At 58.9% G+C, this 22,564-nt stretch carries 23 protein-coding genes and 1 pseudogene; 6 read left to right on the top strand and 18 right to left on the bottom strand.

Translation table 11 applies throughout. The features are described 5' to 3' along the window. Positions 1 to 9: 9 nt before the first annotated feature. The gene (locus SVU69_06385) at positions 10 to 1,287 is read right to left on the bottom strand and encodes a bifunctional O-acetylhomoserine aminocarboxypropyltransferase/cysteine synthase (protein MDY6942629.1); all 1,278 of its coding nucleotides are present in this window, start codon (positions 1,285 to 1,287) and stop codon (positions 10 to 12) included. 152 nt (positions 1,288 to 1,439) lie between these two features. Between SVU69_06385 and ftsY the strand changes: the two genes are divergently transcribed. From ftsY to rpoH, 4 genes are all read left to right on the top strand, one after another. Next, entirely contained in the window at positions 1,440 to 2,720 is a 1,281-nt protein-coding gene (gene ftsY, locus SVU69_06380; GenBank protein MDY6942628.1) for a signal recognition particle-docking protein FtsY, read from the top strand. Positions 2,721 to 2,753: 33 nt separating this feature from the next. Then, positions 2,754 to 3,431, top strand: coding sequence for a cell division ATP-binding protein FtsE (gene ftsE / locus SVU69_06375; GenBank protein MDY6942627.1), 678 nt, complete (start codon positions 2,754 to 2,756; stop codon positions 3,429 to 3,431). Beyond that, on the top strand, positions 3,406 to 4,440 hold the full coding sequence (ftsX, locus tag SVU69_06370; GenBank protein MDY6942626.1) for a permease-like cell division protein FtsX: 1,035 nt from the start codon (positions 3,406 to 3,408) through the stop codon (positions 4,438 to 4,440). Before ftsE ends, ftsX begins: the two co-directional genes overlap by 26 nt. Positions 4,441 to 4,558: 118 nt before the next feature. Continuing rightward, positions 4,559 to 5,437 (top strand): RNA polymerase sigma factor RpoH, encoded by an 879-nt coding sequence (gene rpoH / locus SVU69_06365; GenBank protein ID MDY6942625.1) that lies wholly within the window; start codon positions 4,559 to 4,561, stop codon positions 5,435 to 5,437. 36 nt (positions 5,438 to 5,473) lie between these two features. Here rpoH and cyoE read toward each other — a convergent pair whose 3' ends face one another. From cyoE to SVU69_06345, 4 genes are read right to left on the bottom strand one after another with little or no spacing between them, the layout of a single operon-like run. Continuing rightward, positions 5,474 to 6,376 carry a heme o synthase gene (cyoE, locus tag SVU69_06360; GenBank protein ID MDY6942624.1) on the bottom strand — a complete coding sequence of 301 codons (903 nt, stop codon included), beginning with the start codon at positions 6,374 to 6,376 and terminating at the stop codon, positions 5,474 to 5,476. Next, entirely contained in the window at positions 6,367 to 7,386 is a 1,020-nt protein-coding gene (locus SVU69_06355) for a COX15/CtaA family protein (GenBank protein MDY6942623.1), read from the bottom strand. Before SVU69_06355 ends, cyoE begins: the two co-directional genes overlap by 10 nt. A gap of 5 nt (positions 7,387 to 7,391) precedes the next feature. After that, entirely contained in the window at positions 7,392 to 8,012 is a 621-nt protein-coding gene (locus SVU69_06350; protein MDY6942622.1) for a hypothetical protein, read from the bottom strand. Between the two features lie 7 nt (positions 8,013 to 8,019). Further along, positions 8,020 to 8,745 carry an SURF1 family protein gene (locus SVU69_06345; protein ID MDY6942621.1) on the bottom strand — a complete coding sequence of 242 codons (726 nt, stop codon included), beginning with the start codon at positions 8,743 to 8,745 and terminating at the stop codon, positions 8,020 to 8,022. Positions 8,746 to 8,912: 167 nt separating this feature from the next. Between SVU69_06345 and SVU69_06340 the strand changes: the two genes are divergently transcribed. Beyond that, entirely contained in the window at positions 8,913 to 9,158 is a 246-nt protein-coding gene (locus tag SVU69_06340) for a twin transmembrane helix small protein (protein MDY6942620.1), read from the top strand. An 82-nt stretch (positions 9,159 to 9,240) separates the two neighbouring features. On the opposite strand, the gene SVU69_06335 is transcribed toward SVU69_06340, so the two are convergent. The 10 genes and pseudogenes from SVU69_06335 to bioB all read right to left on the bottom strand — a co-directional run bounded on the left by SVU69_06335 (position 9,241) and on the right by bioB (position 18,000). Continuing rightward, positions 9,241 to 10,116, bottom strand: a complete 876-nt coding sequence (locus SVU69_06335) for a cytochrome c oxidase subunit 3 (GenBank protein MDY6942619.1) — start codon at positions 10,114 to 10,116, stop codon at positions 9,241 to 9,243. A gap of 80 nt (positions 10,117 to 10,196) precedes the next feature. Then, positions 10,197 to 10,748, bottom strand: coding sequence for a cytochrome c oxidase assembly protein (locus SVU69_06330; protein MDY6942618.1), 552 nt, complete (start codon positions 10,746 to 10,748; stop codon positions 10,197 to 10,199). A gap of 23 nt (positions 10,749 to 10,771) precedes the next feature. Then, positions 10,772 to 10,894 carry a hypothetical protein gene (locus SVU69_06325; GenBank protein ID MDY6942617.1) on the bottom strand — a complete coding sequence of 41 codons (123 nt, stop codon included), beginning with the start codon at positions 10,892 to 10,894 and terminating at the stop codon, positions 10,772 to 10,774. A gap of 30 nt (positions 10,895 to 10,924) precedes the next feature. Further along, the gene (gene ctaD / locus SVU69_06320) at positions 10,925 to 12,511 is read right to left on the bottom strand and encodes a cytochrome c oxidase subunit I (protein MDY6942616.1); all 1,587 of its coding nucleotides are present in this window, start codon (positions 12,509 to 12,511) and stop codon (positions 10,925 to 10,927) included. Positions 12,512 to 12,590: 79 nt separating this feature from the next. Beyond that, positions 12,591 to 13,289, bottom strand: a pseudogene (gene coxB / locus SVU69_06315) (cytochrome c oxidase subunit II). Positions 13,290 to 13,470: 181 nt separating this feature from the next. Then, positions 13,471 to 13,956: a DUF2244 domain-containing protein gene (locus SVU69_06310; GenBank protein MDY6942615.1), complete on the bottom strand. Its 486-nt coding sequence runs from the start codon at positions 13,954 to 13,956 to the stop codon at positions 13,471 to 13,473. 197 nt (positions 13,957 to 14,153) lie between these two features. Continuing rightward, positions 14,154 to 14,900 (bottom strand): dethiobiotin synthase, encoded by a 747-nt coding sequence (gene bioD, locus SVU69_06305; GenBank protein ID MDY6942614.1) that lies wholly within the window; start codon positions 14,898 to 14,900, stop codon positions 14,154 to 14,156. After that, positions 14,893 to 15,786, bottom strand: a complete 894-nt coding sequence (locus tag SVU69_06300; protein MDY6942613.1) for a methyltransferase domain-containing protein — start codon at positions 15,784 to 15,786, stop codon at positions 14,893 to 14,895. The genes bioD and SVU69_06300 overlap by 8 nt, the downstream gene beginning before the upstream one ends. Continuing rightward, positions 15,783 to 16,982, bottom strand: coding sequence for an 8-amino-7-oxononanoate synthase (gene bioF, locus SVU69_06295; GenBank protein MDY6942612.1), 1,200 nt, complete (start codon positions 16,980 to 16,982; stop codon positions 15,783 to 15,785). Before bioF ends, SVU69_06300 begins: the two co-directional genes overlap by 4 nt. Then, positions 16,969 to 18,000 (bottom strand): biotin synthase BioB, encoded by a 1,032-nt coding sequence (gene bioB / locus SVU69_06290; GenBank protein ID MDY6942611.1) that lies wholly within the window; start codon positions 17,998 to 18,000, stop codon positions 16,969 to 16,971. Before bioB ends, bioF begins: the two co-directional genes overlap by 14 nt. Positions 18,001 to 18,080: 80 nt before the next feature. Between bioB and SVU69_06285 the strand changes: the two genes are divergently transcribed. Continuing rightward, positions 18,081 to 18,803: a ComF family protein gene (locus tag SVU69_06285; protein MDY6942610.1), complete on the top strand. Its 723-nt coding sequence runs from the start codon at positions 18,081 to 18,083 to the stop codon at positions 18,801 to 18,803. A gap of 83 nt (positions 18,804 to 18,886) precedes the next feature. Here the strand turns inward: SVU69_06285 and ubiA are convergent, their stop codons facing one another. The 3 genes from ubiA to recG form a co-directional block, all read right to left on the bottom strand. Beyond that, complete coding sequence (gene ubiA / locus SVU69_06280) at positions 18,887 to 19,750, bottom strand: 4-hydroxybenzoate octaprenyltransferase (GenBank protein MDY6942609.1); 864 nt, start codon at positions 19,748 to 19,750, stop codon at positions 18,887 to 18,889. A 92-nt stretch (positions 19,751 to 19,842) separates the two neighbouring features. Further along, on the bottom strand, positions 19,843 to 20,457 hold the full coding sequence (locus tag SVU69_06275; GenBank protein MDY6942608.1) for a chorismate lyase: 615 nt from the start codon (positions 20,455 to 20,457) through the stop codon (positions 19,843 to 19,845). Beyond that, the gene (gene recG, locus SVU69_06270) at positions 20,444 to 22,564 is read right to left on the bottom strand and encodes an ATP-dependent DNA helicase RecG (GenBank protein MDY6942607.1); all 2,121 of its coding nucleotides are present in this window, start codon (positions 22,562 to 22,564) and stop codon (positions 20,444 to 20,446) included. The genes SVU69_06275 and recG overlap by 14 nt, the downstream gene beginning before the upstream one ends.

Raw genomic sequence — 22,564 nt, 5'->3', positions numbered from 1 at the left:
TGTGTCTGCTTAAGATCGCGCCGCCTCCAACGCCTGCTCAATATCTGCCAGGATATCTGTGATGTGTTCAATGCCGATGGACAGGCGAACCATATCTTCGCTCACCCCGGCGGCGGCCAGTTCGGCCGCGTTGAGCTGGCGATGTGTCGTCGATGCAGGATGGCAGGCCAGCGATTTCGCATCGCCAATGTTCACGAGCCGAACGACCAGTTTCAGCGCGTCGATAAATCGCGCGCCCGCCTCGAAACCGCCCTCGATTCCAAAGCTCAAAATCCCGGCCGCCGAGCCCCCCATGTACTTCTGCGCCAAGGCGTGCTGATCGCTGCTTTCAAGCCCGGCGTACTTGACCCACTTCACTTGTCCGTGCCCGGCGAGGTACTTGGCCACGGCTCGCGCGTTGTCGCAGTGGCGCTCCATTCGCAACGGCAGCGTTTCGATACCTTGTAACACCAAAAACGCGTTGAAAGGGGAAATGGCTGCACCCATGTTACGCAAGGGTACAACCCGGGCCCGGCCAATATAGGCCGCCTCACCCAGCGCCTCCGTATAGACGACGCCGTGATAGGACGGATCGGGATTGACCATCATAGGAAAACGCTCGCCGTGCTCGGCCCAGGGAAACCGGCCCGAATCAACCAGAATGCCACCGATGGTGGTGCCATGGCCGCCCATGTACTTGGTTAGGGAATGAACAACAATGTCGGCGCCATGCTCAAACGGTCGGCAAAGCGCGGGCGTTGAGACCGTATTGTCGACCACCAGGGGAATGCCATGTTGATGGGCAATCTCGGCCAATCGCTCAAGGTCCGCCACTTCCCCCGAGGGGTTACCAACCGATTCGCAGAACAGTAATTTGGTTCGATCGTCGATCAACGCCGCCAAGGCGTCGAAATCATTTTGATCGGCGAAGCGAACCTCTAAACCCATCGTGGGTAGGGTGTGAGCAAACAAATTGTAGGTACCACCATACAGCTTGCTGGTGCTCACGATATTGTCACCGGCGCCGGCAATAGTTTGGATGGCGTAGGTAACGGCCGCCATTCCGGACGCCAAAGCCAAGGCGCCCACTCCGCCTTCCAACTCAGCGACCCGCTGCTCCAGCACCGCGGTGGTGGGATTCATGATTCGCGTGTAAATGTTCCCTGGCACTTTGAGATCGAACAGATCGGCGCCGTGCTGCGTGTCATCAAACGCATAAGAGGTGGTTTGATAAATGGGAACCGCGACGGCTTTGGTGGTGGGATCAGGCTGGTAGCCGCCATGAATCGCGATGGTCTCCAGTTTCACGGAATGTCTCCTTATAAATTCAGTTTATTTCGCCACGCAGTCTAAACGAATCGATCCCGCCACGCGCTACCGTGGCCGGAGCACTGAATGGTAGGATAGGCGAACATTTTTTCAGGCCCCGCGCCAATGGCCGCCACACCTGACTTTGCTTCGTGAGACAATCATACGTGGACGTTATTTTCGAATACCTCGTCGAATACTTACCGTTCGTTTCCGGCCGGGATGAGGCCATTATATTTGTGGCCCTCGTGGCGGCTGCTACGGCCGTTATTTTGGTCACCGGTGCGGTATTCATCGGACGGCGGCGTACGGCGCTCCGGATCAAAAAGGCAGAAGCCCCGGAAAAGCCTTTGGCGGTGGAAGCCATTCCTCCAGCGGCGGTTGAACCCCCGGCTGAGGCGCCACCCGCCCCAACGCCGGAAGTCCGCCCCCCCGTGCCAGAGCCTGTTCCTGCTCAACCACCCGAAGTTCCGACTGCGCCGCCCGCACCCACCGAGGGTTTGCTGTCCCGTATGCGGGCCGGCCTGTCCAAAACACGGAGCAATCTAACCGAAGGCCTGACCAGCCTTTTCACGGGCGGAAAGCGGCTAGACGACGCCTTGCTGGAGGAGATTGAAACGCGGCTGCTGATGGCCGATGTCGGTGTCGAAGCCACCCAGGCCATTATCGACGGCTTGACGTCCGAGCTCGGCCGGCAGGAGCTGGTGGATAGCGACCGAGTGATGGACACATTGAGCCATCAGATGACCGCCCTACTCCAAGCCTGCGAACAGCCGCTGGAAATTCCAACCGACACCCGACCCTTTGTCATTCTCGTGGTCGGCGTCAACGGCGTCGGCAAAACCACGACCATCGGCAAGCTGGCCAACCGATTCAAGCAATCGGGCCACAAAGTGATGCTGGCTGCCGGAGACACCTTCCGCGCCGCTGCGGTGGAACAACTGCAACGTTGGGGCGAGCGAAACGAGGTTCCGGTGGTGGCGCAACACACCGGTGCCGACAGCGCATCGGTGATTCATGACGCGGTGGAGGCCGCCCGTGCACGCGGAGTTGATGTACTCATCGCCGATACGGCGGGGCGACTTCATACCCAATCGAACCTCATGTCCGAACTGTCCAAGATTAAGCGAGTAATCGCCAAGCTGGATCCGGAGGCGCCTCACGAGGTGATGTTGGTGGTCGACGGCGGAACGGGCCAGAATGCTCTAAACCAGGCCAATCAGTTTAATGAAGCGGTCAAACTGACCGGACTGACCGTCACCAAGCTCGACGGCACGGCCAAAGGCGGCATTGTCTTCGCTATGGCAAAGCAACTCGGTATCCCGATCCGCTACATCGGCATCGGAGAAGGTGCCGAAGACCTGAGAACCTTCCGGGCCGAACCATTCGTCAGCGGACTTTTGGGCCGAGAAACAACCCTCGCCGAAGCTTAAATCGTTATGACGCAGTCGACGGACCACGAGCCCATGGTTCGCTTCACCGACGTGAGCAAGCGTTACGAGGGAACCGATGCTCTTAAGGGGGTCACCTTAACCCTGAAAAAAGGCGAAATGGCCTTCGTCACCGGCCACTCCGGGGCCGGCAAGAGCACGCTGTTACGCCTGATTGCCTTGCTTGACCGTGCGAACGGCGGCCAAGTGGTGGTCGATGGACAGAATCTGGCCCGCATTCCCCATCGGCAGATCCCCCACTACCGCCGCCGCATCGGGCTGATTTTTCAAGACCACCGGCTGCTGCCCGATCGCACGGTCTTCGACAATGTCGCATTGCCTTTGGTCATCGCCGGCCAACGGGGCGAGGAGACGCGTCGACGGGTCCGCGCGGCCTTGGACCAAGTGGGCTTGTTGTCAAAGGAGAAATCAGCCCCGGCGGGACTTTCCACCGGTGAACAACAGCGGGTGGGCATCGCGCGGGCCGTCGTGCACACGCCGCCCCTGCTGCTGGCCGACGAACCCACAGGCAATCTCGATCCGGACTTGTCACGGGAAATCATGGATCTTTTCCAGCGCCTCAACCAGATTGGAACAACGGTACTGATCGCCAGTCACGACATTAATCTCATTCGGGAACTTGGACACCGGGCCCTGCGGCTGGAGCACGGGCAGCTGGTGGAACACGATGCGACAGAACCGACGCACACCTAAGAGAACGGCCAACCATCGCCCACCGCCCCGACAAGGTGCCAGGCGGCGGTCGACGCCGGCACGGGGTTGGAACACGCCCAAGTGGAATTGGCGCCCGCCGGACAGCGGCTATATTTATGTTCATGCGCAGACCGCCCTCTCGACCCTCGGCCGCCTTTACCGCGCCGGCCTACCCAGCCTGCTCACCATCATGGTCATCGGGATTTCCCTGGCACTCCCCGCGACATTGCATATCATCATCAAGAACGTTCGGGGTATCGATCAGCAGCTCGATGAGGTCACCCAGATTTCGCTGTTTCTCGACACCCGGACAACAAGCACGGCCGCAAGCGGGCTGGCGAGCCGATTGGAGCGGAGACCCGATGTGAGCCGGACCCGACTGATCACCCCCGAGCAGGCACTAGAGGAATTCCGTCGTCTATCCGGCTTCGAAGATGCGCTGCTGGCCCTGGGGGAAAATCCGCTGCCCGCGGTCATCGTCATCCACCCGAAGCCAGCCGATGCGCCAACCGCGGAAAAGTTGCTCGCCGAATTGCGGGATTTGCCGGAAGTTGAGCGCGCGCAGATTGATCTTGAATGGCTGCAGCGGCTACAAGCCCTGATTTCCATCGCCCGACGCGCCACGCTCATCATTGCGCTGCTGTTGGGCCTGGCGGTGGCCTTTGTGGTGGGCAATACCATTCGGCTCGATATCGAAAATCGCCGGCACGAGATTGAACTGCTCAAACTCATTGGCGCCACCGATGCCTTTGTCCGCCGACCGTTCTTATACACGGGAACCTGGTACGGTCTGTTGGGCGCTACTCTCGCCTGCTTGCTGATGGGCCTGGGCTCTCTGGCGATGATTCGGCCGGTAAACGAATTTGCTACCTTGTACGGCCAAATGCGGCCCTCGGTTGGTTTGTCCGGATCCGATATTCTGCTCATATTCACCACTGGAATCGCTCTGGGCCTGGTAGGCGCATGGCTCGCCGTGGGCCGCCACATTCGCCAAGTCGAACCCGTTTAACTCCTCCGCGCGGCGACCGATAAAGGAACTCGAAGAGACTTTGGCACTCTAAAACTGCGACTGCTAAAATTGAGCGATGTGACCCGTACGTTCCGGCACATGGGAGGATTTTTCATCTATGAGCGATGTAAACGCGCTAACCGTCACTTCAAATCAACTGCCCAGTCCGATTGGAAGCCTGGAAGCGTATATCGCCAGAATCAGCCAAATCCCGGTGCTGACCGGCGAGCAAGAACAGGAACTCGCCACCCGCTGGCGCGACCACCACGACTTGAATGCCGCGGAAAAACTGGTTATTTCGAATTTGCGCTTTGTGGTACATATCGCGCGGGGCTATTCAGGTTACGGGCTGCCCCAGGCCGACCTCATTCAGGAAGGCAACGTGGGATTGATGAAGGCGGTCAAACGGTTCGATCCGACCGTTGGCGTTCGTTTGGTCTCGTTCGCGGTGCACTGGATCAAAGCGGAGATGCATGAATTCATCCTCCGCAACTGGCGCATCGTAAAAGTCGCCACCACCAAAGCCCAACGCAAATTGTTCTTCCACTTGCGCAGTTCCAAACAACGACTGGGATGGTTCAACGCGGAGGAAGTCGAAGCCGTGGCCCAGGACCTCGGCGTTCCGGCGAAAACCGTCCTGGAAATGGAATCGCGTCTGAGCGGACAGGATGTAGGCTTCGATCCGCTATCGACTGCCGAAGGCGACGATCAAGCGGCCAGCTTCTCGCCGGCGCAGTATTTGACCGATGAGCGTGACGATCCGGCCATGCGTTATGAGCAGGAGGATTGGGACGCCTATAGCCAGCGTCAACTCACCAATGCCATGGAAACGCTGGATGCTCGCAGCCGGGATATTTTGATCCAGCGCTGGATCAACCAACCCAAAGCCACGTTGCAGGAGCTGGCCGACAAGTACGAGGTCTCGGCAGAACGCATCCGGCAATTGGAAAACAATGCCATCCGGAAACTGCGCAAGTCTTTCGGGCGGGAGAACTAATCCGCCCTGCCAAGTGCAGCAGAGCGCGCCGTGATCTCAGGCAAAACCCAATAACGGCAAATAGTGGTCGACCAACAACAGCGCGAACAGGCCCATCAGATAGGTGATGGAATAACCGAAGGTTTTCATCGGCAACTCCGGGCGCGGGAAAAATTTCAGCGCCAGGGCGTAGTACAAAAATACCGAGCCCAAAATCAGCGCGCCGATGAGATACAGTAGACCGCTCATCGCCGTGACATAGGGCATCACGCTCACCGCCAGCAACAATATCGTGTAGAGCAGGATCTGCAGCCGGGTAAATTCAACCCCGTGGGTAACCGGCAACATGGGAATGTCGGCTTTTTCGTAGTCGCCCACTCGATGGATCGCCAAAGCCCAAAAATGGGGCGGCGTCCAGACGAAAATAATGAGAAACAACAACAGCGAGTTCGGGTCTAGCGAACCGGTCACAGCGGTCCACCCCAGAACTGGAGGTGCCGCACCGGCGGCCCCACCGATGACGATATTTTGCGGTGTCGCACGCTTCAAGTAGAGCGTATAAACCACCGCGTAGCCTATCAAAGAAGCAAACGTTAAAACGGCCGTCAGGGCATTGACCTGGGTGGTCAAAATCACCATGGACGCCAACCCCAGCAAAATCGCAAACATCATGCTGGATCCCACGCTGAGCGTCCCGGTGGGAATGGGTCGGCGCTGGGTGCGCGCCATTCGGGCATCGGCTTGGCGGTCGAGTATCTGATTGACCGCGGCGGCGGAAGCGGCGGCCAGCGCGATCCCCAATGTGCCGTAGAAAAAAACGGCAAAAGGCACGGCCCCCGGTGTCGCCAGTAACATGCCCACCACCGCCGTAAAAACGATCAGTGCGACCACTTTAGGTTTTGTCAGATCGTAAAACGCCCGCACTTGGCGAGCGAAACTCATGTCCGCACTTACGTCCATGGCGCCGGTTCCCCGCCAGATCTGAGCACGTGATTGACGGCAACGGTAGTCAAAAGCAACAAAGCCGCCCCCGCATTGTGGGCTACTGCCACGGGCAACGGAAGATGGCCAATCACGGTCGTAATACCCAGCGCGACCTGTAACGTCAGCACAAGGCAAAGCGCCAAACCCACATTACGCACCGCAGATTGATCGCCCTTACGCCAGAGCCATAGGCCAAACAGCCCCAAATAGAGAAACGTCACCACCGCACCGATGCGATGTGTCAGGTGTACCGCCACCCGTGCGGCGTTGTCCAGCACACCGCCCTCATAGTCAACGCCAATGCCGCGCCAGAGGGTAAAAGCCTCCCCGTAGTCGGTCTCCGGCCACCAACGACCCTGGCAGGTGGGAAAATCCGGGCAGGCGAGCGCCGCGTAGTTGGCGCTGGTCCAGCCGCCCAAAGCGATCTGACAAACGACAACCACCAATCCCACCACGGCCAAGAAGCGCCAGCGGTCGGACTCGGGATAGTTAGCGGGCGAAAATAACCGCCCGGTGCGCAGCGCCAACCACCACAATAGGGACAAAGTCGCCAATCCGCCCAGCAGATGGCCCATCACGATGAGGGGTTTGAGCAACCACGTGACCGTCAGCATGCCCAACATCGACTGAAAGACAATCAGAGCGACCAGAAACCAAGGCAAAACCGTCGGTTGCCGCGGATCGCTTCGATTTCTCCATGCGATCACGGCCAAGGCTAACACCAGCATGCCGAGCAGACCTGCGAAGTAACGATGAATCATCTCCTTCCAGGCCTTGTCCGCTTCCATGGCACGGTTGGGATAGCTCGCATTGGCTTCGGTCACGGTGTCGGGGTCCGACGGGACAATCATATTTCCATAACACCCCGGCCAATCAGGACAACCCAAACCGGCATCGGACAAACGGACATAGGCGCCCAGCACGACAACACCGGTGGTGAGCAACAAGGCGAAGATCAGTAACCGAAAAAACAAAGTCTGACGCATGGTGACTATCCGATCCGGGAAATGCGCAAGAGGCGCTTGAGGTCCAAATAAAGGTCTTCCGGCGGCGCTTCGGCTGCAAAATACATCATGACATTCCCCAATGGATCGACGATATAGACACGTAACGAGCCTACCGGATCATCGGATGGTGCCACCCGGAACGCCTCCAGCCACTTCGCTCCCGTGTCCGAGACGACACCCACGGTCAAATCGCCCTGCCCCTCGAACCCGCCAGCGACAGACCTATCGGCCGGCAAAATCAGCAGGCGCTGAACCCGATGAGACTCGCGTCCGAGCCGCGTTCTCACCTGGCGTGTGAGATACAGCTGCTGCTGGCAAGCCGGGTTACAATTCTCATTACCGAAAACCACCAGCGTCCAATAATGGCGGAAGAATTCCAGGTCCAGTCCTTCACCGTCCGGCGTTATCAAGCGCACATCGTTCAAGGGCCGTGCCGGCGAAATCAAGGTACCGTGATTCCCTCGCTGCTCGGGCATCCATTGGTCAACATGGGCATACCAAACCCAGGCGATGGCCAAAGGTCCAAAAAACAGCGACGCCAAAAATACCAACTTTAACTGACCTGAGCGGCGCGGGCCTGACTCACGACTTTCCAATTCACTCATGAACGATTCACTTTCTCAAACGACGCAATCCCAGTACCAAGATCACCACCGCGACCGTTAGCGCCAAGGCAAACCATTGGACCGAATAACCGTAGTGCCGTTCGGGCGGCATCACCTCGGGTTGCCAGCGACGGACAAATCCCGGCCCCGAATCGGGGTCGAGCAACAGTACCAGAGGCGCCACCGGGGCACTGAGCAACTCGGAGACGTCCGAATGGTCAGGATATTGAACAATTCGCGGCCAGTTACCCGCGCTGGCATCTGTCTCGAAATTCCACCCGGCCCGCGGGAAACGACGAAGTGTGCCGGTTATTGCCTGAGGACCGGCGCGAACGTCAATCTCCGGCAGCTGCGCTCGAGTTCCGTTTAAAGGCACCCAACCTCGATTGACGATCAGATACTCGCCCGTTTCCAGCCGCAGTGGCGTCAACACCTCGAAACCGACGCGACCGTTGACGATACGATTGTCTAACAGCATCTGCCGATCAGGGTCGAACTCGCCTCGTACTTCGACGCGACGAAACACGAACGCCCCCTGATCCAACGCCTCAATGCTCTCGATAGACGACACCGCCAAAGAATCATCATCCAGCGAACGGGCATACTCCGCGAGCAAATCGGCTTTCTCATGACCGCGCCCCATTTGCCAAAAACCCAAGACCACAAAAAGCCCGCAGAACGCCAAGGCGACCAGGTATGGAAGTACGCGGACCAAGAAGGGGATTGGGGTCATGCGATTGGCGCGGTTAGGGCCTTTGATCACGTTGCGATATACTGGCCAATTGGAAATATCCACATCGTTTTCGGGCTTGGCTTAACCGCCATTGAAAGAGATCACCACCACGGCCGGCAAAGGCCACTCCCCACGATGGGTCAGCGGAAAACGAGACAGAATCTTCAATGCTTTTGCGAATCATCATACTGGCTGTATTCGCGGCTATCGTATTCAGCCTGGGCTCCGGTCTGTACTATCTCCTGAAAGATGATGGGCAGTCCGGCCGCACATTGAACGCACTCAAATGGCGCATCGGCCTGTCCATCGCGCTGTTCGTCATGATCATGCTGGGCATCGCAACCGGTGTCATCGAGCCACACGGCATCCATTTGGCACCGCCCGATTCATCGACAGCGAAAAATCCCCGATAAATGTTTAACGGCTAAGTAACACGGAGCCCTGTGGGGCGCAACGGTCCGCACCCGACAGGGCCCTGATCCGGCGAGATATGGCTCAGACGATATAAACGAAAATAAACAACCCAAGCCAAACCACGTCAACAAAGTGCCAATACCACGCAACCGCTTCGAACGCGAAGTGGCGATCCGGTCGAAAATGCCCACGCATCGTGCGTAACATGATCACGAACAGCATGAGCGTGCCTAGCGTCACGTGGGCACCATGAAAACCCGTCAGCATAAAAAACGTCGACCCATAAATACCTGACCCCAGGGTCAGATTCAGGTGCTGATAGGCATGGATATATTCTTCGACCTGAAAAAATAGGAACGCGACCCCAAGGGCAACCGTCGCGGCCAACCACAGGGTAGCCTTACGATTGGCAGCATCCTTGACAGCATGGTGGGCGACAGTCAGCGTCCAACTGCTGGTCAGTAATAGCGCAGTGTTCAAGGCTGGCAGTTCCCAGGCGCTGATGGTTTCGAACTCACCACCCACATTAGCGGGACCGTTGGTCGGCCAAGCCGCCTCGTAGCCGGGCCAGATCAGCAAATTGGTCAGCGACTCGGCACCGGAACCGCTTAACCAGGCCACGGAGAAGTTTCGCGCATAGAACAGGGCGCCGAAGAAAGCGGCGAAGAACATCACCTCCGAAAAGATGAACCAACCCATGGCCCACCGGAAGGTTCGATCCACCTGTGCGTTGTAAAGATCCGCCAGATTTTCTCGGATAACGGCCCCAAACCAGCCGAACAGCATCACGACAAAAATGGCCGCGCCCACGAGGCTGAACCAGAACCCGGAGTCGATGCCGCTCAAGGAGGAGGACACTCCGAAAAACAACAGAAACAATCCCACGGAACCGATAATCGGCCAGTAACTGGGATCCGGCACAAAATAGACGTCCTTGTTGTGAGACGCTTCCGCCATCATCATCCCCTTCTGCTAAAAATCGTTAAATATCCGTTTCAGGAACCCGCTTCGACACAGCACCACCGAACCGGCCTCCGTCAATCGCGCAATGACACTTTTGCTTCTTCCGTCGCGTCGAAAAACGTGTAGGCCAAGGTGACGGTATCGACGCTTTTCGGCAAATCCGGATCAATGTAGAACTGAACCGGCATATACTTGGACTCACTGGCATCGAATGCCTGCTCGGTAAAACAGAAACACTCAACTTTGTGCAAATACTTCGATGCCGTGCCCGGTGCAACGCTGGGAACTGCGCGGCCGACCATCGGGCGATCCTGCAAGTTCTTGGCGTAGTATTGCACCGTATGCATCTGCCCGGGATGTACCTCGAGCTTGCTGACGGTCGAATTGAATTCCCAAGGCAAGTAACTATTCCGGTTCGCGACAAACTCGACCGTCACCAAGCGAGAATAATCAACGTCGGCGGCCTCAACGGTCTCGGCGACCTCCAGATCGATCCGACCATTCAAACCGGTGATGTCACACAGAACATCGTAAAGCGGAACCAAGGCGAAACCGAAAGCAAACATCGCCACAACAGCCGCCAGGGTTCTGGCAATGACCGCGCGATGGCTGACCTTGGACTTCACACTCTAGACCCTCTTGCCACGAACTATCTCAGCGCCATGGCGATAAAAAACGCCACATAGACCCCGATAGCAAGCACCACCAGGATTGCCAGCGTGCGGCGAACTGCCGCACGTCGGTCGGGCCGATCTACAGAACTGTCAGTCATGCACACAAAACCCCACCTAGAACTCACCGTTTACTTGACCACAGGCGGCGTTTCAAAGGTGTGATAAGGAGCAGGCGAAGGCAGCGTCCATTCCAGCCCTTCGGCACCGTCCCAGACGCGATCGGTTGCTTTCTCACCCCCACGGATGCACTTGATAATCACGTAAATAAAGAACAGTTGGGAAAAGCCGAACAGGAAAGCACCCACCGAAGAGATCTGATTGAACGTGGTGAACTGCAGCGCGTAGTCGGGAATTCGACGTGGCATCCCCGCCAAGCCGGAGAAGTGCATGGGGAAGAATGTGAGATTGACCCCAATCGTGGACAGCCAGAAATGAATCTTGCCGAGCCTTTCGTCATACATATTTCCGGTCCATTTTGGAATCCAGAAATACACGCCCGCCATGATGGCGAAGATGGCGCCCGGCACCAAAACGTAGTGGAAATGGGCGACGACAAAATAGGAGTCGTGATATTGGAAATCCGCTGGGGCCATGGCCAACATCAAGCCGGAAAAACCACCGATGGTGAACAGGAAAAGAAACGCCAGTGAAAACAACATCGGCGTCTCGAAGGTCAATGACCCACGCCACATCGTGGCCACCCAGTTGAATACTTTCACCCCGGTGGGCACCGCGATCAACATCGTAGCGAACATGAAAAACAGCTCGGCTGCAAGCGGCAAGCCAACCGTAAACATGTGGTGAGCCCATACGATGAAGGACAAAAATGCAATGGCGGCCATTGCATAGACCATCGATGCGTAGCCGAACAACGGCTTACGCGAGAACGTGGGGATAATCTGAGAGACAACCCCGAAGGATGGCAGAATCAGGATGTAAACTTCCGGGTGCCCAAAGAACCAGAAAATATGCTGGAAAAGCACCGGATCACCGCCCCCTGCGGCATTGAAGAAACTGGTACCGAAATATTTATCGGTCAGCAACATGGTCACGCCGCCAGCGAGTACCGGCATAACGGCGATCAACAGATAGGCAGTGATCAACCAAGCCCAGGCGAACATGGGCATTTTCATCAGGGTCATGCCCGGCGCGCGGAGATTGAGAATGGTCGCGACCACATTGATGGCGCCCATGATTGACGAAACACCCAGCAGATGAATTGCAAAAATCATGAACGGGAATGCCATACCGGTTTGCAGTGACAGCGGTGGGTACAGCGTCCAGCCGGAAGCCGGTCCGCCACCCGGCATAAACAGGGTGATAATTAATAGGGAAAAGGCGAACGGCAGAATCCAAAAGCCCCAGTTGTTGATCCGCGGCAACGCCATATCAGGCGCACCGAGCATCACCGGAAGCATCCAGTTCGCCAGCCCGACAAAGGCCGGCATCACCGCGCCGAAAACCATGATCAACGCGTGGAGTGTGGTCATCTGGTTAAAGAATTCCGGGGCGACAAACTGCATGCCAGGTTGGAATAATTCAGCCCGGATGACCAGCGCCATGGCACCGCCAATGAGGAACATGACGAGACTTAGCCACATATACAAGGCACCGAGGTCCTTGTGATTCGTGGTGGTCAGCCAACGGCGGAAGAACTTTGGATCGGGCCCATGGTCGTGATGAGCGTGTGCTTCGGAATGTCCACTCACTGTCATTTACCTCCGTTGACTCTTACCGCGCTGCGGAAATTGCCGCCAACTGGCGGTCATTCCGTTGGGCAACTGACGCGCCCGTTTGTCGCTCGGCCAGCCAAGCGTCATATTCTTCAGGTGTTTTAGCGACGACAACTACCGGCATGAAACCGTGGTCGCGGCCGCACAATTCGGCGCACTGCCCCCGGTAAACACCCGGCTCATCGACTTTCGCCCAAAACTGATTGATGTACCCGGGAATTGCGTCTTTCTTGACAGCCAGCTGCGGAACCCACCAAGCGTGGAGTACGTCGTTGGACGTAATCAAAAAGCGAACTTTTTTGCCCGTCGGAACGACGACCGGGTTGTCTACGTTTAGAAGATAGTGATCGACGCTTTCCAACGCCACATCGGCCCCCAGCTGCCGGGCGGCGTTGCTGTCCGCCGCCAGTGAGCTGAAGAAAGAAACCCCGCTATCCAGGTACTCGTAGTGCCACTTCCACTGGTAACCGGTGATCTTAATGGTCAGGTCCGAATTACTGGTGTCCTCCATCTTGATCAAGGTACCAGCAGCGGGAATCGCCATGGCGATCAGGATGATGAAAGGAACGATCGTCCAAACGATCTCAACGGCGGTATTCTCATGAAACTGCGCCGGAACCGCACCGGCGGATTTCCGAAATCTGATGATGGAGTAGATGATGGCGCCAAACACCAATACGCCGATCGCCGTACAAATCCAGAGAATGGTCATGTGCAGACCATAGACCTCTCGGCTGATTTCCGTTACACCGACAGGCATATTGATGCTGCTTTCAGCCCATACGCAACTCACCGCTGAGAGTAATGCTGCGGCGGTGAGCCAGAGCCCACAGCCTCGCAGTCTATTCCGTGCCATCCCGCATCCACTCCGTAACATATCAATGTTCTTGATCTCTGCGACAGCCCAACCGAGACCCGCCGCAAGCTCACGTTTCGACCGTCTACTGGCCCATCGGGCCAATCGCGCGTTGAATTCGCACCGCCAGGGCTTTTCGTTCATCATCCGTCAGGAAACGTCCAACTTCGATACTTCGTCCGCGATTCCGAAGTAACAACCGAAGACCGCAAGACGACGCACTTCGTGGCTCTAAACTGACGGACGTCCAGAACCGGTCGAAGTCCAATGTGTTCTCGGGCCGCAAAATGCCGGATTCGACCCGTACCCATTGATCGGTGACCGAAACCACCTCCCGATAGCGACTCTGCCGAATGCCATAGCCCAGAGCCCACGCGACTGCCACGAACTCGATCCCGGAAAACGGCAGAATCAACCACGCGCCTGCCTGCCACGCCACAACTGAGATGCAGATGAGTGGTATGGCAAGTGCGGCGAGGAAAAGGCCCGCACCGACTGGCGTTAATGAGCCGTTCGGCATCGTGACGCAACGGTAAAGGATACCGTCATCGGTGGATTCTTGCGGTCGCACCGGACCTCCTCGAACGACAGCGCGCCAAGTGAGGGGAATAAGCGCCAACAGCTTGGTCTCAAGCCTGCTATGCGCCGACCGATCACACACTTCACACCATCGTTGCGCGGCGAGAAACACCATGTTTTCGCCCCTTCGGCCACGTCGCCTCGCATCCCGGATGTCCCTGATTTCCCGTAACGCGAAGCGCGGAAATGCTACTCGATCGACTCGTCCGGCGCAACCGAAGAAAATGAACGCCGCAACGAAGGCGCGTTGGTCAACAACGCCTCCAAATCGACAGCCGTTCGCGCCAATAGATGATCGCGCGAGCCGGGGCAGTACGGTATCCGGGCAATACAAGGCACCGGCATTCGCACCTCCAGCGCCCGGGTGTTCTCATCGGAGCGCTCGAATTCGCGCTCAAAGAAGTTGGCGATCCAGCCGACCAGCGGTACGCCGGCCGCCAAAATACTCTCCGCCGTCAGCAACGCGTGGTTCAAACAACCCAAACGCATGCCCACGACCACCACCACCGGCAGCCCGAGGGCTCGCGCCAGATCGCCCATCTCCAGCGATTCGGACAACGGAACCCGCCAGCCGCCGGCACCCTCGACGACCATCCAGTCGACTCGACCCCGAAAACGCCCGTAAGTATCGACAATGCGATCCAACGTAATCGGCGTATCTGCCTCGGCAGCCGCCAGATGCGGTGCAATGGCGGGCGCAAAGGCATAAGGGTTTACTTGGTCATAGGGCACATCTAGGCCCGCAGCCTGGATCACGGCCAGGGCATCGTCGTTCCGCAGCCCCTCGGTTGAGGACTCACAGCCACTCGCAACCGGTTTCATCGCACCGCACCGGAAGCCGCGCGCCCGAAGAGCTTGGATCAGCAAGACCGACGCAACGGTCTTTCCCACGCCGGTATCGGTACCGGTCACAAACACACCGGGTATTTCAGCCACCGGATCGCCTCAGCCGTGAAATGGGGAATGAGATGTCGCCCGCCGTGCGCCGGCGGGCGGTGATCTGCTCCGGCATCCAAGCGTGCCCATAGACCACCTCGAACGTCGCCGGCAACACTTCGTCCTGACGGAACTGCTCGTACTCATCCGCCATGCGCCGAAGTTGGCGAGGCGTCGTCAGATGTGGCGTGCGGCCGCGATGGGCATTTCGGGCGCCGCTGCCGGTGAGATCGGACAACAGGTCATCCACGGACCGATACGTCAGGGTGATGATTTCCATATCCATGACCGGGTCGGCGAATCCCGCCTGGACCAGAGCATCGCCCAAGTGATGCATGTCGATGAACGGGTGAACATGCTCGAAACGATCGACTTGACTAAAGGCGTGTCGAAGCTCGATCAGAGAATCCGGGCCGAGCGTGCTGAAAAGCAAGAGCCCTCCCGGACGAAGCACACGCCAAGCCTCCCGAAACACCCGCACCGGATCGTCCACCCACGGCAGCAACAAATTGCAGAACACCAAGTCGATCGTGGCGTCCCGCAACGGAATTGCGAGCGCGTCACCCGCCATGCGGGCAGGTCCCCGCCATCGCCATCGCCCGGAAGGGCGTTGACGGAGCATGGGCACACTGCTGTCCATCATGAGCACAGACCCGCCCGAGTAGCGGTGGGAGAGATCGCCGGTGGCCCCGCCGTCGCCGCAGCCCAGATCCAGTATCCGCTTAGGACTCAGGCGAATCACATCCAGACGCTCGAGCAGACGCACGCGAATTTCGGCCGTCAACACATCCGCCGCCGAGTACCCCGCAGCCACGCGGTCGAATCGACGACGAGCCAGCCGGCGATCGAGCCAATGGAAGGCCTGCGAAGGTGCCGACTCACTCATTGAGCCGCCTCTTGAGCGACCAACAGGTGGGCATGGCGCGCCAACGCATCCAGCAAGCGATCCACGTCGGATTCTTCATGAGCGGCGGACAGGGTGATTCTCAAACGCGCGGTACCGGCAGGCACCGTCGGTGGGCGAATCGGCGTCACCAGGAACCCGTCATCCAGCAGCGCCTGCCCCATCTGCAGAGCAGCCCTGGCATCGCCGAGCAGTAGCGGCTGAATGGGCGTCATTGAAGGCATACAGGGCAAACCCAATTGTTCCGCGCCGGCCCGAAAGCGGGCAATCAACACCGAAAGCTTGTCACGACGCCAGTCCTCCCGACGCGCCAACTGCAGCGCCGCCATCGTGCCTGCGGCCAACGCCGGCGGCAGAGCAGTCGTGTAAATGTAGGTTCGTGCACGCTGAATGAGATAGTCGATCAGCGTCTCGCTGCCAGCCACGAAAGCGCCAAAGGTACCGATGGCTTTTCCCAAGGTGCCGACATAAACCGGAACGTCGGCGTGGGACAAACCCAGCGCCGGGGGCGTACCCCCGCCGCCCGGACCCAACACACCCAAACCATGGGCATCGTCCACCACGAGATGACTTTCGGTGCGATTGGCCAGAGCAACCAACTCGGACAGCGGCGCCAAATCCCCATCCATACTAAAGACCGCGTCGGTGACAATAAATGCCCGACCTTCCTGCCGCTCACTCAAAGCGGTCTCCAGTGCCGCCACATCGCGATGGGGATAGCGCCGCATTTGCCCCCGTGAGAGCCAACCGCCATCCAGCAGCGAGGCGTGATTTAATTGGTCCTCAAAAGCCACATCGCCTGGGCCCACCAAGGCGTTCAACAGCCCCATGTTGGCCATGTACCCGGTCGAGAAGAGCAGTGCACGAGGCCGGCCGACGAACTCCGCCAACGCCTCTTCCAACTGCGCATGGATGACACTGTGGCCGCTTACCAGGTGGGATGCGCCGCTGCCCACACCCTCGTGTTCGGCAGTTTCGCACCACGCCCGAACCACTTCGGGATGCCCCGAAAGCCCGAGATAGTCATTACTGCAAAACACCGTGCATTCGCGCCCTCCCAGGCGGACGCGCGTATCACCCAGGCGCGCCAGGGGACGGGGCTGACGATACAGCCCTTCGGTTCGGCGAGCCTGGATGACCGGTGCGATCAGCGCGTCGAGCCGATCAGCCGCGTTCACAGGCCAGGCCTTCGGGCTCATGGACCGGGAGCGGGTCCGACTCCGGTCTGCTTTCGGCCCGAATTCCGAGCCGTTCGAACAGTCTCAGATCGTGGTTTTCACCCGGGTTTTCTGTGGTCAACAAGCGGTCGCCGTAGAAAATCGAATTGGCACCGGCCAAAAAACACAGGGCCTGCGTTTCGTCGGTCATGTCGGAACGGCCGGCCGACAAGCGAACATGCGAGCGGGGGAAGAGTAACCGCGCTACCGCGATCACACGCACAAACTCAATCGGGTCAACGACCGCCTGGCCATGGAGCGGTGTGCCCTCGACCTGCACCAACTGATTGATGGGCACGCTCTCGGGATGCGTCGGCAAATTGGCCAGGGTGCGCAGCAATTCCGCGCGATCCTCGAGCCCCTCACCCATGCCGATGATGCCGCCACAGCACACTTTGACACCGGCATCTCGAACGTGGGCCAACGTGTCGAGCCGTTCTTGATAAGTCCGGGTGGAAATGACCTGCGAATAATACGCTTCGGACGTGTCCAGGTTGTGGTTGTAATAATCCAGGCCTGCGTCTGCCAAGCGCTGAGTTTGCTCCGCGGTCAACATCCCCAGGGTCATGCAGGTCTCCAACCCCAACGCACGAACGCCCTGAATCATCTCGACAATGGGAACCAGGTCCCGATCACGCGGACTGCGCCACGCGGCGCCCATGCAAAAGCGTGTCGCCCCCGCATCTTTCGCACGTTGCGCGGCGGCCAATACGGTCTGAACATCCAACAGCTTTTCCCGCTCCAGGCCGGTTTTATAGTGCACACTTTGCGGGCAGTAGGCACAATCTTCCGGGCAAGCGCCGGTTTTGATGCTGAGCAAGGTGCTGATCTGAACGGCATTGGGATCAAAATGACGACGATGAACCGATTGGGCGGCGAACATCAAATCGCTGAAAGACAAATCGAACAACGCCTGGACTTCCTCGGCACGCCAATCATGACGCGGCGGCTGATCGATCAATTGTTGAAGCGTGAACATTTCGCACCCCTGACTGAATTCGGCACCAAACGGATGAATGCGCCGGCGGCGCATACGGCACACCGGTCAACCAAACTCCGATGAAATGGGTTTACAACAAAGCGCGGATTATCCAACGCCAACTGCTGCCGGCGCAATGCCTGCTCTGCGGCGATGCCGGCAAGAACGAACGCGATCTTTGCCAAGGGTGTCATGACGACCTGCCCTGGAATCGGCCGACCTGCCCACGCTGCGCTGCACCGTTGGCGGCCGATCAAGTGGCCACTTGGGCTTGCGGGACCTGCATCAAAGCCCCCCCACCGTTCGACCTCGCAGTCTCCGCATTCCGCTATACCCTGCCCGTGGATCGTTTGATTCGCGACCTCAAATTCCGCGGCAAGCTCACTCACGCCCGCCTGCTGGGCCACCTCATCCTGGAGGCCGTGCGAGACCAGCGCCACATACCCTGGCCAAGCGCCATCGTGCCGGTCCCGCTGCATCCGTCCCGCTATCGTCAAAGGGGATTCAACCAGGCATTGGAAATCGCCAGACCCGTTGCAAGCGCCTTGGATTTGCCGCTGCTGACCAATGCTGTCATCCGCGCCCGCGCGACTGACGAGCAAAGCCGACTGGATTTACCATCCCGTCGCCGCAATCTGACAGACGCGTTTCAGGTCATCGGGAAGATACCGGCACATGTCGTGATGGTGGATGATGTGCACACCAGCGGCAGTACCCTGACCGCGATGGCGAAGGCCTTGCGATCGGCCGGCGCGAAACAGGTTGAAGCCTGGACAGCGGCGCGCGCCCTACCGCCCCAATAATATTCTCTGGCAAAGGCGCGAGCGGTGAACAAAGGAGCCGAGCGCTCCTCGTGAGACGACCAACAGGGGCCGATTAATACGTCCTAGGCCCCACTGAGCCAGTAATCCAGCGCAATCGCGGCAAAAATCACCGCGCCAAACCAGTTGTTATTCAAAAACGCCCGAAAACAGGCCGCCTTTTCGCGGTGACGAATCAGCCACTGCTGATACACAAACAATCCGGCTGCGGCGACCAACCCCATGCCGTACCACACACCCAAATCCGCACGACGGCCAATCAGGACCAGAGCGAACATCATCGTGAGCTGCAGCATGCCAATGATGTGACGATCCAGTTCGCCGAACAGGATCGCCATGGACTTGACACCCACCTGGATGTCGTCGTCCCGGTCCACCATGCCGTACATGGTGTCGTAGATCGTCGACCACAAGACCGTGGCGATAAACACCAACCAGGCCAAAGGCGGTACCTGGTTGGTCTGCGCCGCAAAAGCCATGGGCACCGCCCAGCCGAAAGCCAAGCCGAGATAGGCCTGCGGCAAATGGGTAAAGCGCTTCATAAAAGGATAGGATGCGGCCAGGAACAAGGCGCCGAATGACAACAAGATGGTGAAACGATTCAACATCAGCACCAAGCCAAACGCGATCACGCCCAACAGACCGAACAGGGCCAGCGCCTCTTGGGCGGTGACTCGCCCGGCGGCCAATGGCCGGTCCCGCGTTCGCTCCACGTAGGGGTCGATATGACGGTCGGCGAAATCGTTAATGACGCAACCGGCCGAACGCATCACCCAGACACCACCGACGAATACCAATACGTTCCGCCAGCCCGGGTGACCCTCACCCGCGATCCACAGCGCCCAGAGCGCCGGCCACAGCAGCAAGAACGCCCCGATGGGGCGGTTCCAGCGCATCAACAGAGCATACTGTCGCAGGCGCTCCACCACCGTCGGGCCATAGACCCACCATGTTTCCATCGCTCCGCGGCCTGCGCGGGCCGGAATCGACAAGGCGCGACCAATCCAGTGATTCGAATCATTCATAACCCGGATCCAAGCAAACTCGCGTAATCGGACAAAAAGAACTCGCTGACCATCACCGGCCCGTTGGGCAGGTGGAATATCGACCGCCGCCCCCAGACCTCGGCCGGCGGTTCGGCGACCCCATCGGCCAGAACGGCGTACAAAGACATCGGCGACACCAAACGGGCAACTTGCAGCGGACCCCGCCGCACACTCCGATCGGAGAACAGCGCTTCGCCCAAGGGCCGCACGCCCAAGCGCCCCAACCCGGCCCAATGACCGCGTAAACTGGCCACCGGCAGGATGGAATGGGCGAAAACCACGGGCCGATCACGGCAAACCAAATAGACTTGGCGTTGTAATACCGGCGCCCCTTTTGGCAGTCCGAGAAAACGCCGCTCACCGACACGGACGTGCGTTCTTGACTGGCGAATCAAAGCCACCCGAAAACCGTCGGGGCACAAGGCCCGCAACTGGGCCGTCAGGGAGTTTACCCGCAACAATCCGCAGCGGATACCGCGAGGAATGCGTTGAATGGGGTACTGCGATGGCGCCCCCCAACGGGGCTCGCGCACGGAAACAGTGGCGGGGCGCGCGGTTCGATCGGCACCGCGGACACTAAGCTTGGGCATAGCGTTCATTATCACCTAACCAATACGCCACCAGCCGGGATGCCTCGCCCGGCTCCGTGGCAATCATCCGGTCCGCCAATTGTTTCGCGACGGGAAGCAGATCTTCATCGCGCAACAGATCGGCCACACGAAAGCGTAGGCTGCCCGTCTGACGGGTTCCCAGCAACTCTCCGGGGCCTCTTAGCTTGAGATCTTTCTCCGCGATCTCGAAGCCGTCGGTGGTCTCCCGCATCACCCCAAGACGCGCTTTGCCTTGTTCGGAGAGCGGCGACTGGTACATCAATACGCAGGAGCTGGCAGCCGCGCCACGACCGACCCGTCCCCGCAACTGATGCAGTTGCGACAAACCCAATCGATCGGCATTTTCCACCACCATCAAAGTGGCATTGGGTACGTCCACGCCCACCTCAATCACCGTGGTGGCCACCAGGACCTGGATCTGATCGACCTGAAACGCATCCATCACGGTTTGCCGTTCAGCCGCCTTCATACGGCCATGCACCAGGCCTACAGTCACCTCCGGCAACGCGTCCTGCAAGCGAACATGCGCCTGTTCCGCTGCCTCGCACTGCAAATGCTCGGACTCCTCGATCAAAGTACAGACCCAATAGACCTGTGCGCCGGCCGCGCAGGCATAGCGAATGCGTTCGATGACATCGTCCCGCCGCTCATTGGGGACCACCACCGTCTTGACCGGTTGACGGCCCGGCGGCAACTCGTCGATTACCGAGCAATCGAGATCGGCGTAAGCGCTCATAGCCAGTGTCCGGGGAATGGGCGTTGCGGTCATGATCAATTGGTGAGGATAGCGCCCATCGCCCAAACCTTTCTCCCGCAAAGCCAGGCGCTGATGAACGCCGAAGCGGTGTTGTTCATCGATGATGACCAATCCCAAAGAGGAAAACGAGACGCTATCCTGATACAGCGCGTGGGTTCCCACCACCACATCGCATCGCCCCCCCGCCAGATCGGCCAGCGTTTGCCGGCGTTCGGCGGCCGACTGGCGGCCGCTGATATATGCCACCGTTACACCCAACGGCGTGAACCAACCATCCAGGTTGCGAAAATGCTGCTCCGCCAACAACTCGGTGGGTGCCATCATTGCCACCTGAAAACCCGAGGACACGGCCTGCGCCGCAGCCAAAGCCGCGACCGCCGTTTTACCGCTACCCACATCGCCTTGAACCAAGCGCATCATGGGCTGCGGGCGAGTCAAATCAGCAAGTAGTTCGGTCAAGACCCGTCTTTGTGCCGACGTGAGCGTGAAACCGAAGCGGGATTCCAAGGAATCACGCAGGCCGGACCCGGCCGTCAGGGCTGGCGCTTCCAGCGTCTGCATGGAAGCCCGCAGACGGCGCAAACTGATCTGATGGGCCAGCATCTCCTCCAGCGCCAGGCGACGTTGAGCAGGATGCAAGCCTTGGCCCAGCGCCTGCCGGTCGGCATCCAGGGGAGGCTGGTGAACGTAGCGGATCGCCTCATCCAACGTTGGCAGTGCCAAGTTCGCAAGCGTCGACGTCGGCAGGTGCTCCCGAACGCCCAAACGTGAGGCCTGCGGAAGGATCGCATCCAATAAAGACGCCAGTCGCCGCTGAGCCAGATTGGCCACGGTGGAATAGATGGGCGTTAAAGTGGTCGACAAAGGCGGTGGATCGCCGTATTCGAAAAACTGGTAACTGGGATGAACCATTTCGAGCCCTTTAGCGCCCGCGCGAACTTCACCGAAGCAGCGAACGAAAGCACCGCGAGCCAAGGCCTTGGCTTGGGCTGATGAAAAATGAAAAAACCGCAATACGACAGCGCCGCTCCCATCGGAGACATGGCACAGCAGTGCGCGCCGACCCCGCTGCTGAATCTGGCTGAGCTCGATTTGGCCTTGAATCTGGACGAAATCTCCCACCCGCACGGTCCCGATGGGCCAAACTCGGGTTCGATCCTCGTAACGAATGGGCAAGTGAAACAAAAGCTGCTCCGGCCGATGAATGCCCAGTTGCCCCAACCGCTCGCGGATGCGGGGCCCCACCCCCCGAATATCTGCCCAGGGGTCGGGGACGGCGCGCCGGGCTCCATTGCCCGCTGGCGCCGGTGGCATGGCGGTATCTGTCAT

The organism is Pseudomonadota bacterium (assembly GCA_034189865.1).
Lineage (GTDB): Bacteria > Pseudomonadota > Gammaproteobacteria > UBA5335 > UBA5335 > JAXHTV01.
The sequence above is the reverse complement of the archived record's forward strand: the minus strand, read 5'-3'. Positions and strand labels throughout refer to the sequence as shown.

Bases quoted from the DNA above. Each gene is read 5' to 3' on its own strand.
- ftsE (MDY6942627.1), top strand. From the start codon at position 2,754: ATGGTTCGCTTCACCGACGTGAGCAAGCGTTACGAGGGAACCGATGCT.
- ftsX (MDY6942626.1), top strand. From the start codon at position 3,406: ATGCGACAGAACCGACGCACACCTAAGAGAACGGCCAACCATCGCCCA.
- rpoH (MDY6942625.1), top strand. From the start codon at position 4,559: ATGAGCGATGTAAACGCGCTAACCGTCACTTCAAATCAACTGCCCAGT.
- cyoE (MDY6942624.1), bottom strand. From the start codon at position 6,376: ATGGACGTAAGTGCGGACATGAGTTTCGCTCGCCAAGTGCGGGCGTTT.
- SVU69_06355 (MDY6942623.1), bottom strand. From the start codon at position 7,386: ATGCGTCAGACTTTGTTTTTTCGGTTACTGATCTTCGCCTTGTTGCTC.
- SVU69_06350 (MDY6942622.1), bottom strand. From the start codon at position 8,012: ATGAGTGAATTGGAAAGTCGTGAGTCAGGCCCGCGCCGCTCAGGTCAG.
- SVU69_06345 (MDY6942621.1), bottom strand. From the start codon at position 8,745: ATGACCCCAATCCCCTTCTTGGTCCGCGTACTTCCATACCTGGTCGCC.
- SVU69_06340 (MDY6942620.1), top strand. From the start codon at position 8,913: ATGCTTTTGCGAATCATCATACTGGCTGTATTCGCGGCTATCGTATTC.
- SVU69_06335 (MDY6942619.1), bottom strand. From the start codon at position 10,116: ATGGCGGAAGCGTCTCACAACAAGGACGTCTATTTTGTGCCGGATCCC.
- SVU69_06325 (MDY6942617.1), bottom strand. From the start codon at position 10,894: ATGACTGACAGTTCTGTAGATCGGCCCGACCGACGTGCGGCAGTTCGC.
- ctaD (MDY6942616.1), bottom strand. From the start codon at position 12,511: ATGACAGTGAGTGGACATTCCGAAGCACACGCTCATCACGACCATGGG.
- SVU69_06300 (MDY6942613.1), bottom strand. From the start codon at position 15,786: ATGAGTGAGTCGGCACCTTCGCAGGCCTTCCATTGGCTCGATCGCCGG.
- bioB (MDY6942611.1), bottom strand. From the start codon at position 18,000: ATGTTCACGCTTCAACAATTGATCGATCAGCCGCCGCGTCATGATTGG.
- SVU69_06285 (MDY6942610.1), top strand. From the start codon at position 18,081: ATGAAATGGGTTTACAACAAAGCGCGGATTATCCAACGCCAACTGCTG.
- SVU69_06275 (MDY6942608.1), bottom strand. From the start codon at position 20,457: ATGCCCAAGCTTAGTGTCCGCGGTGCCGATCGAACCGCGCGCCCCGCC.
- recG (MDY6942607.1), bottom strand. From the start codon at position 22,564: ATGACAGATACCGCCATGCCACCGGCGCCAGCGGGCAATGGAGCCCGG.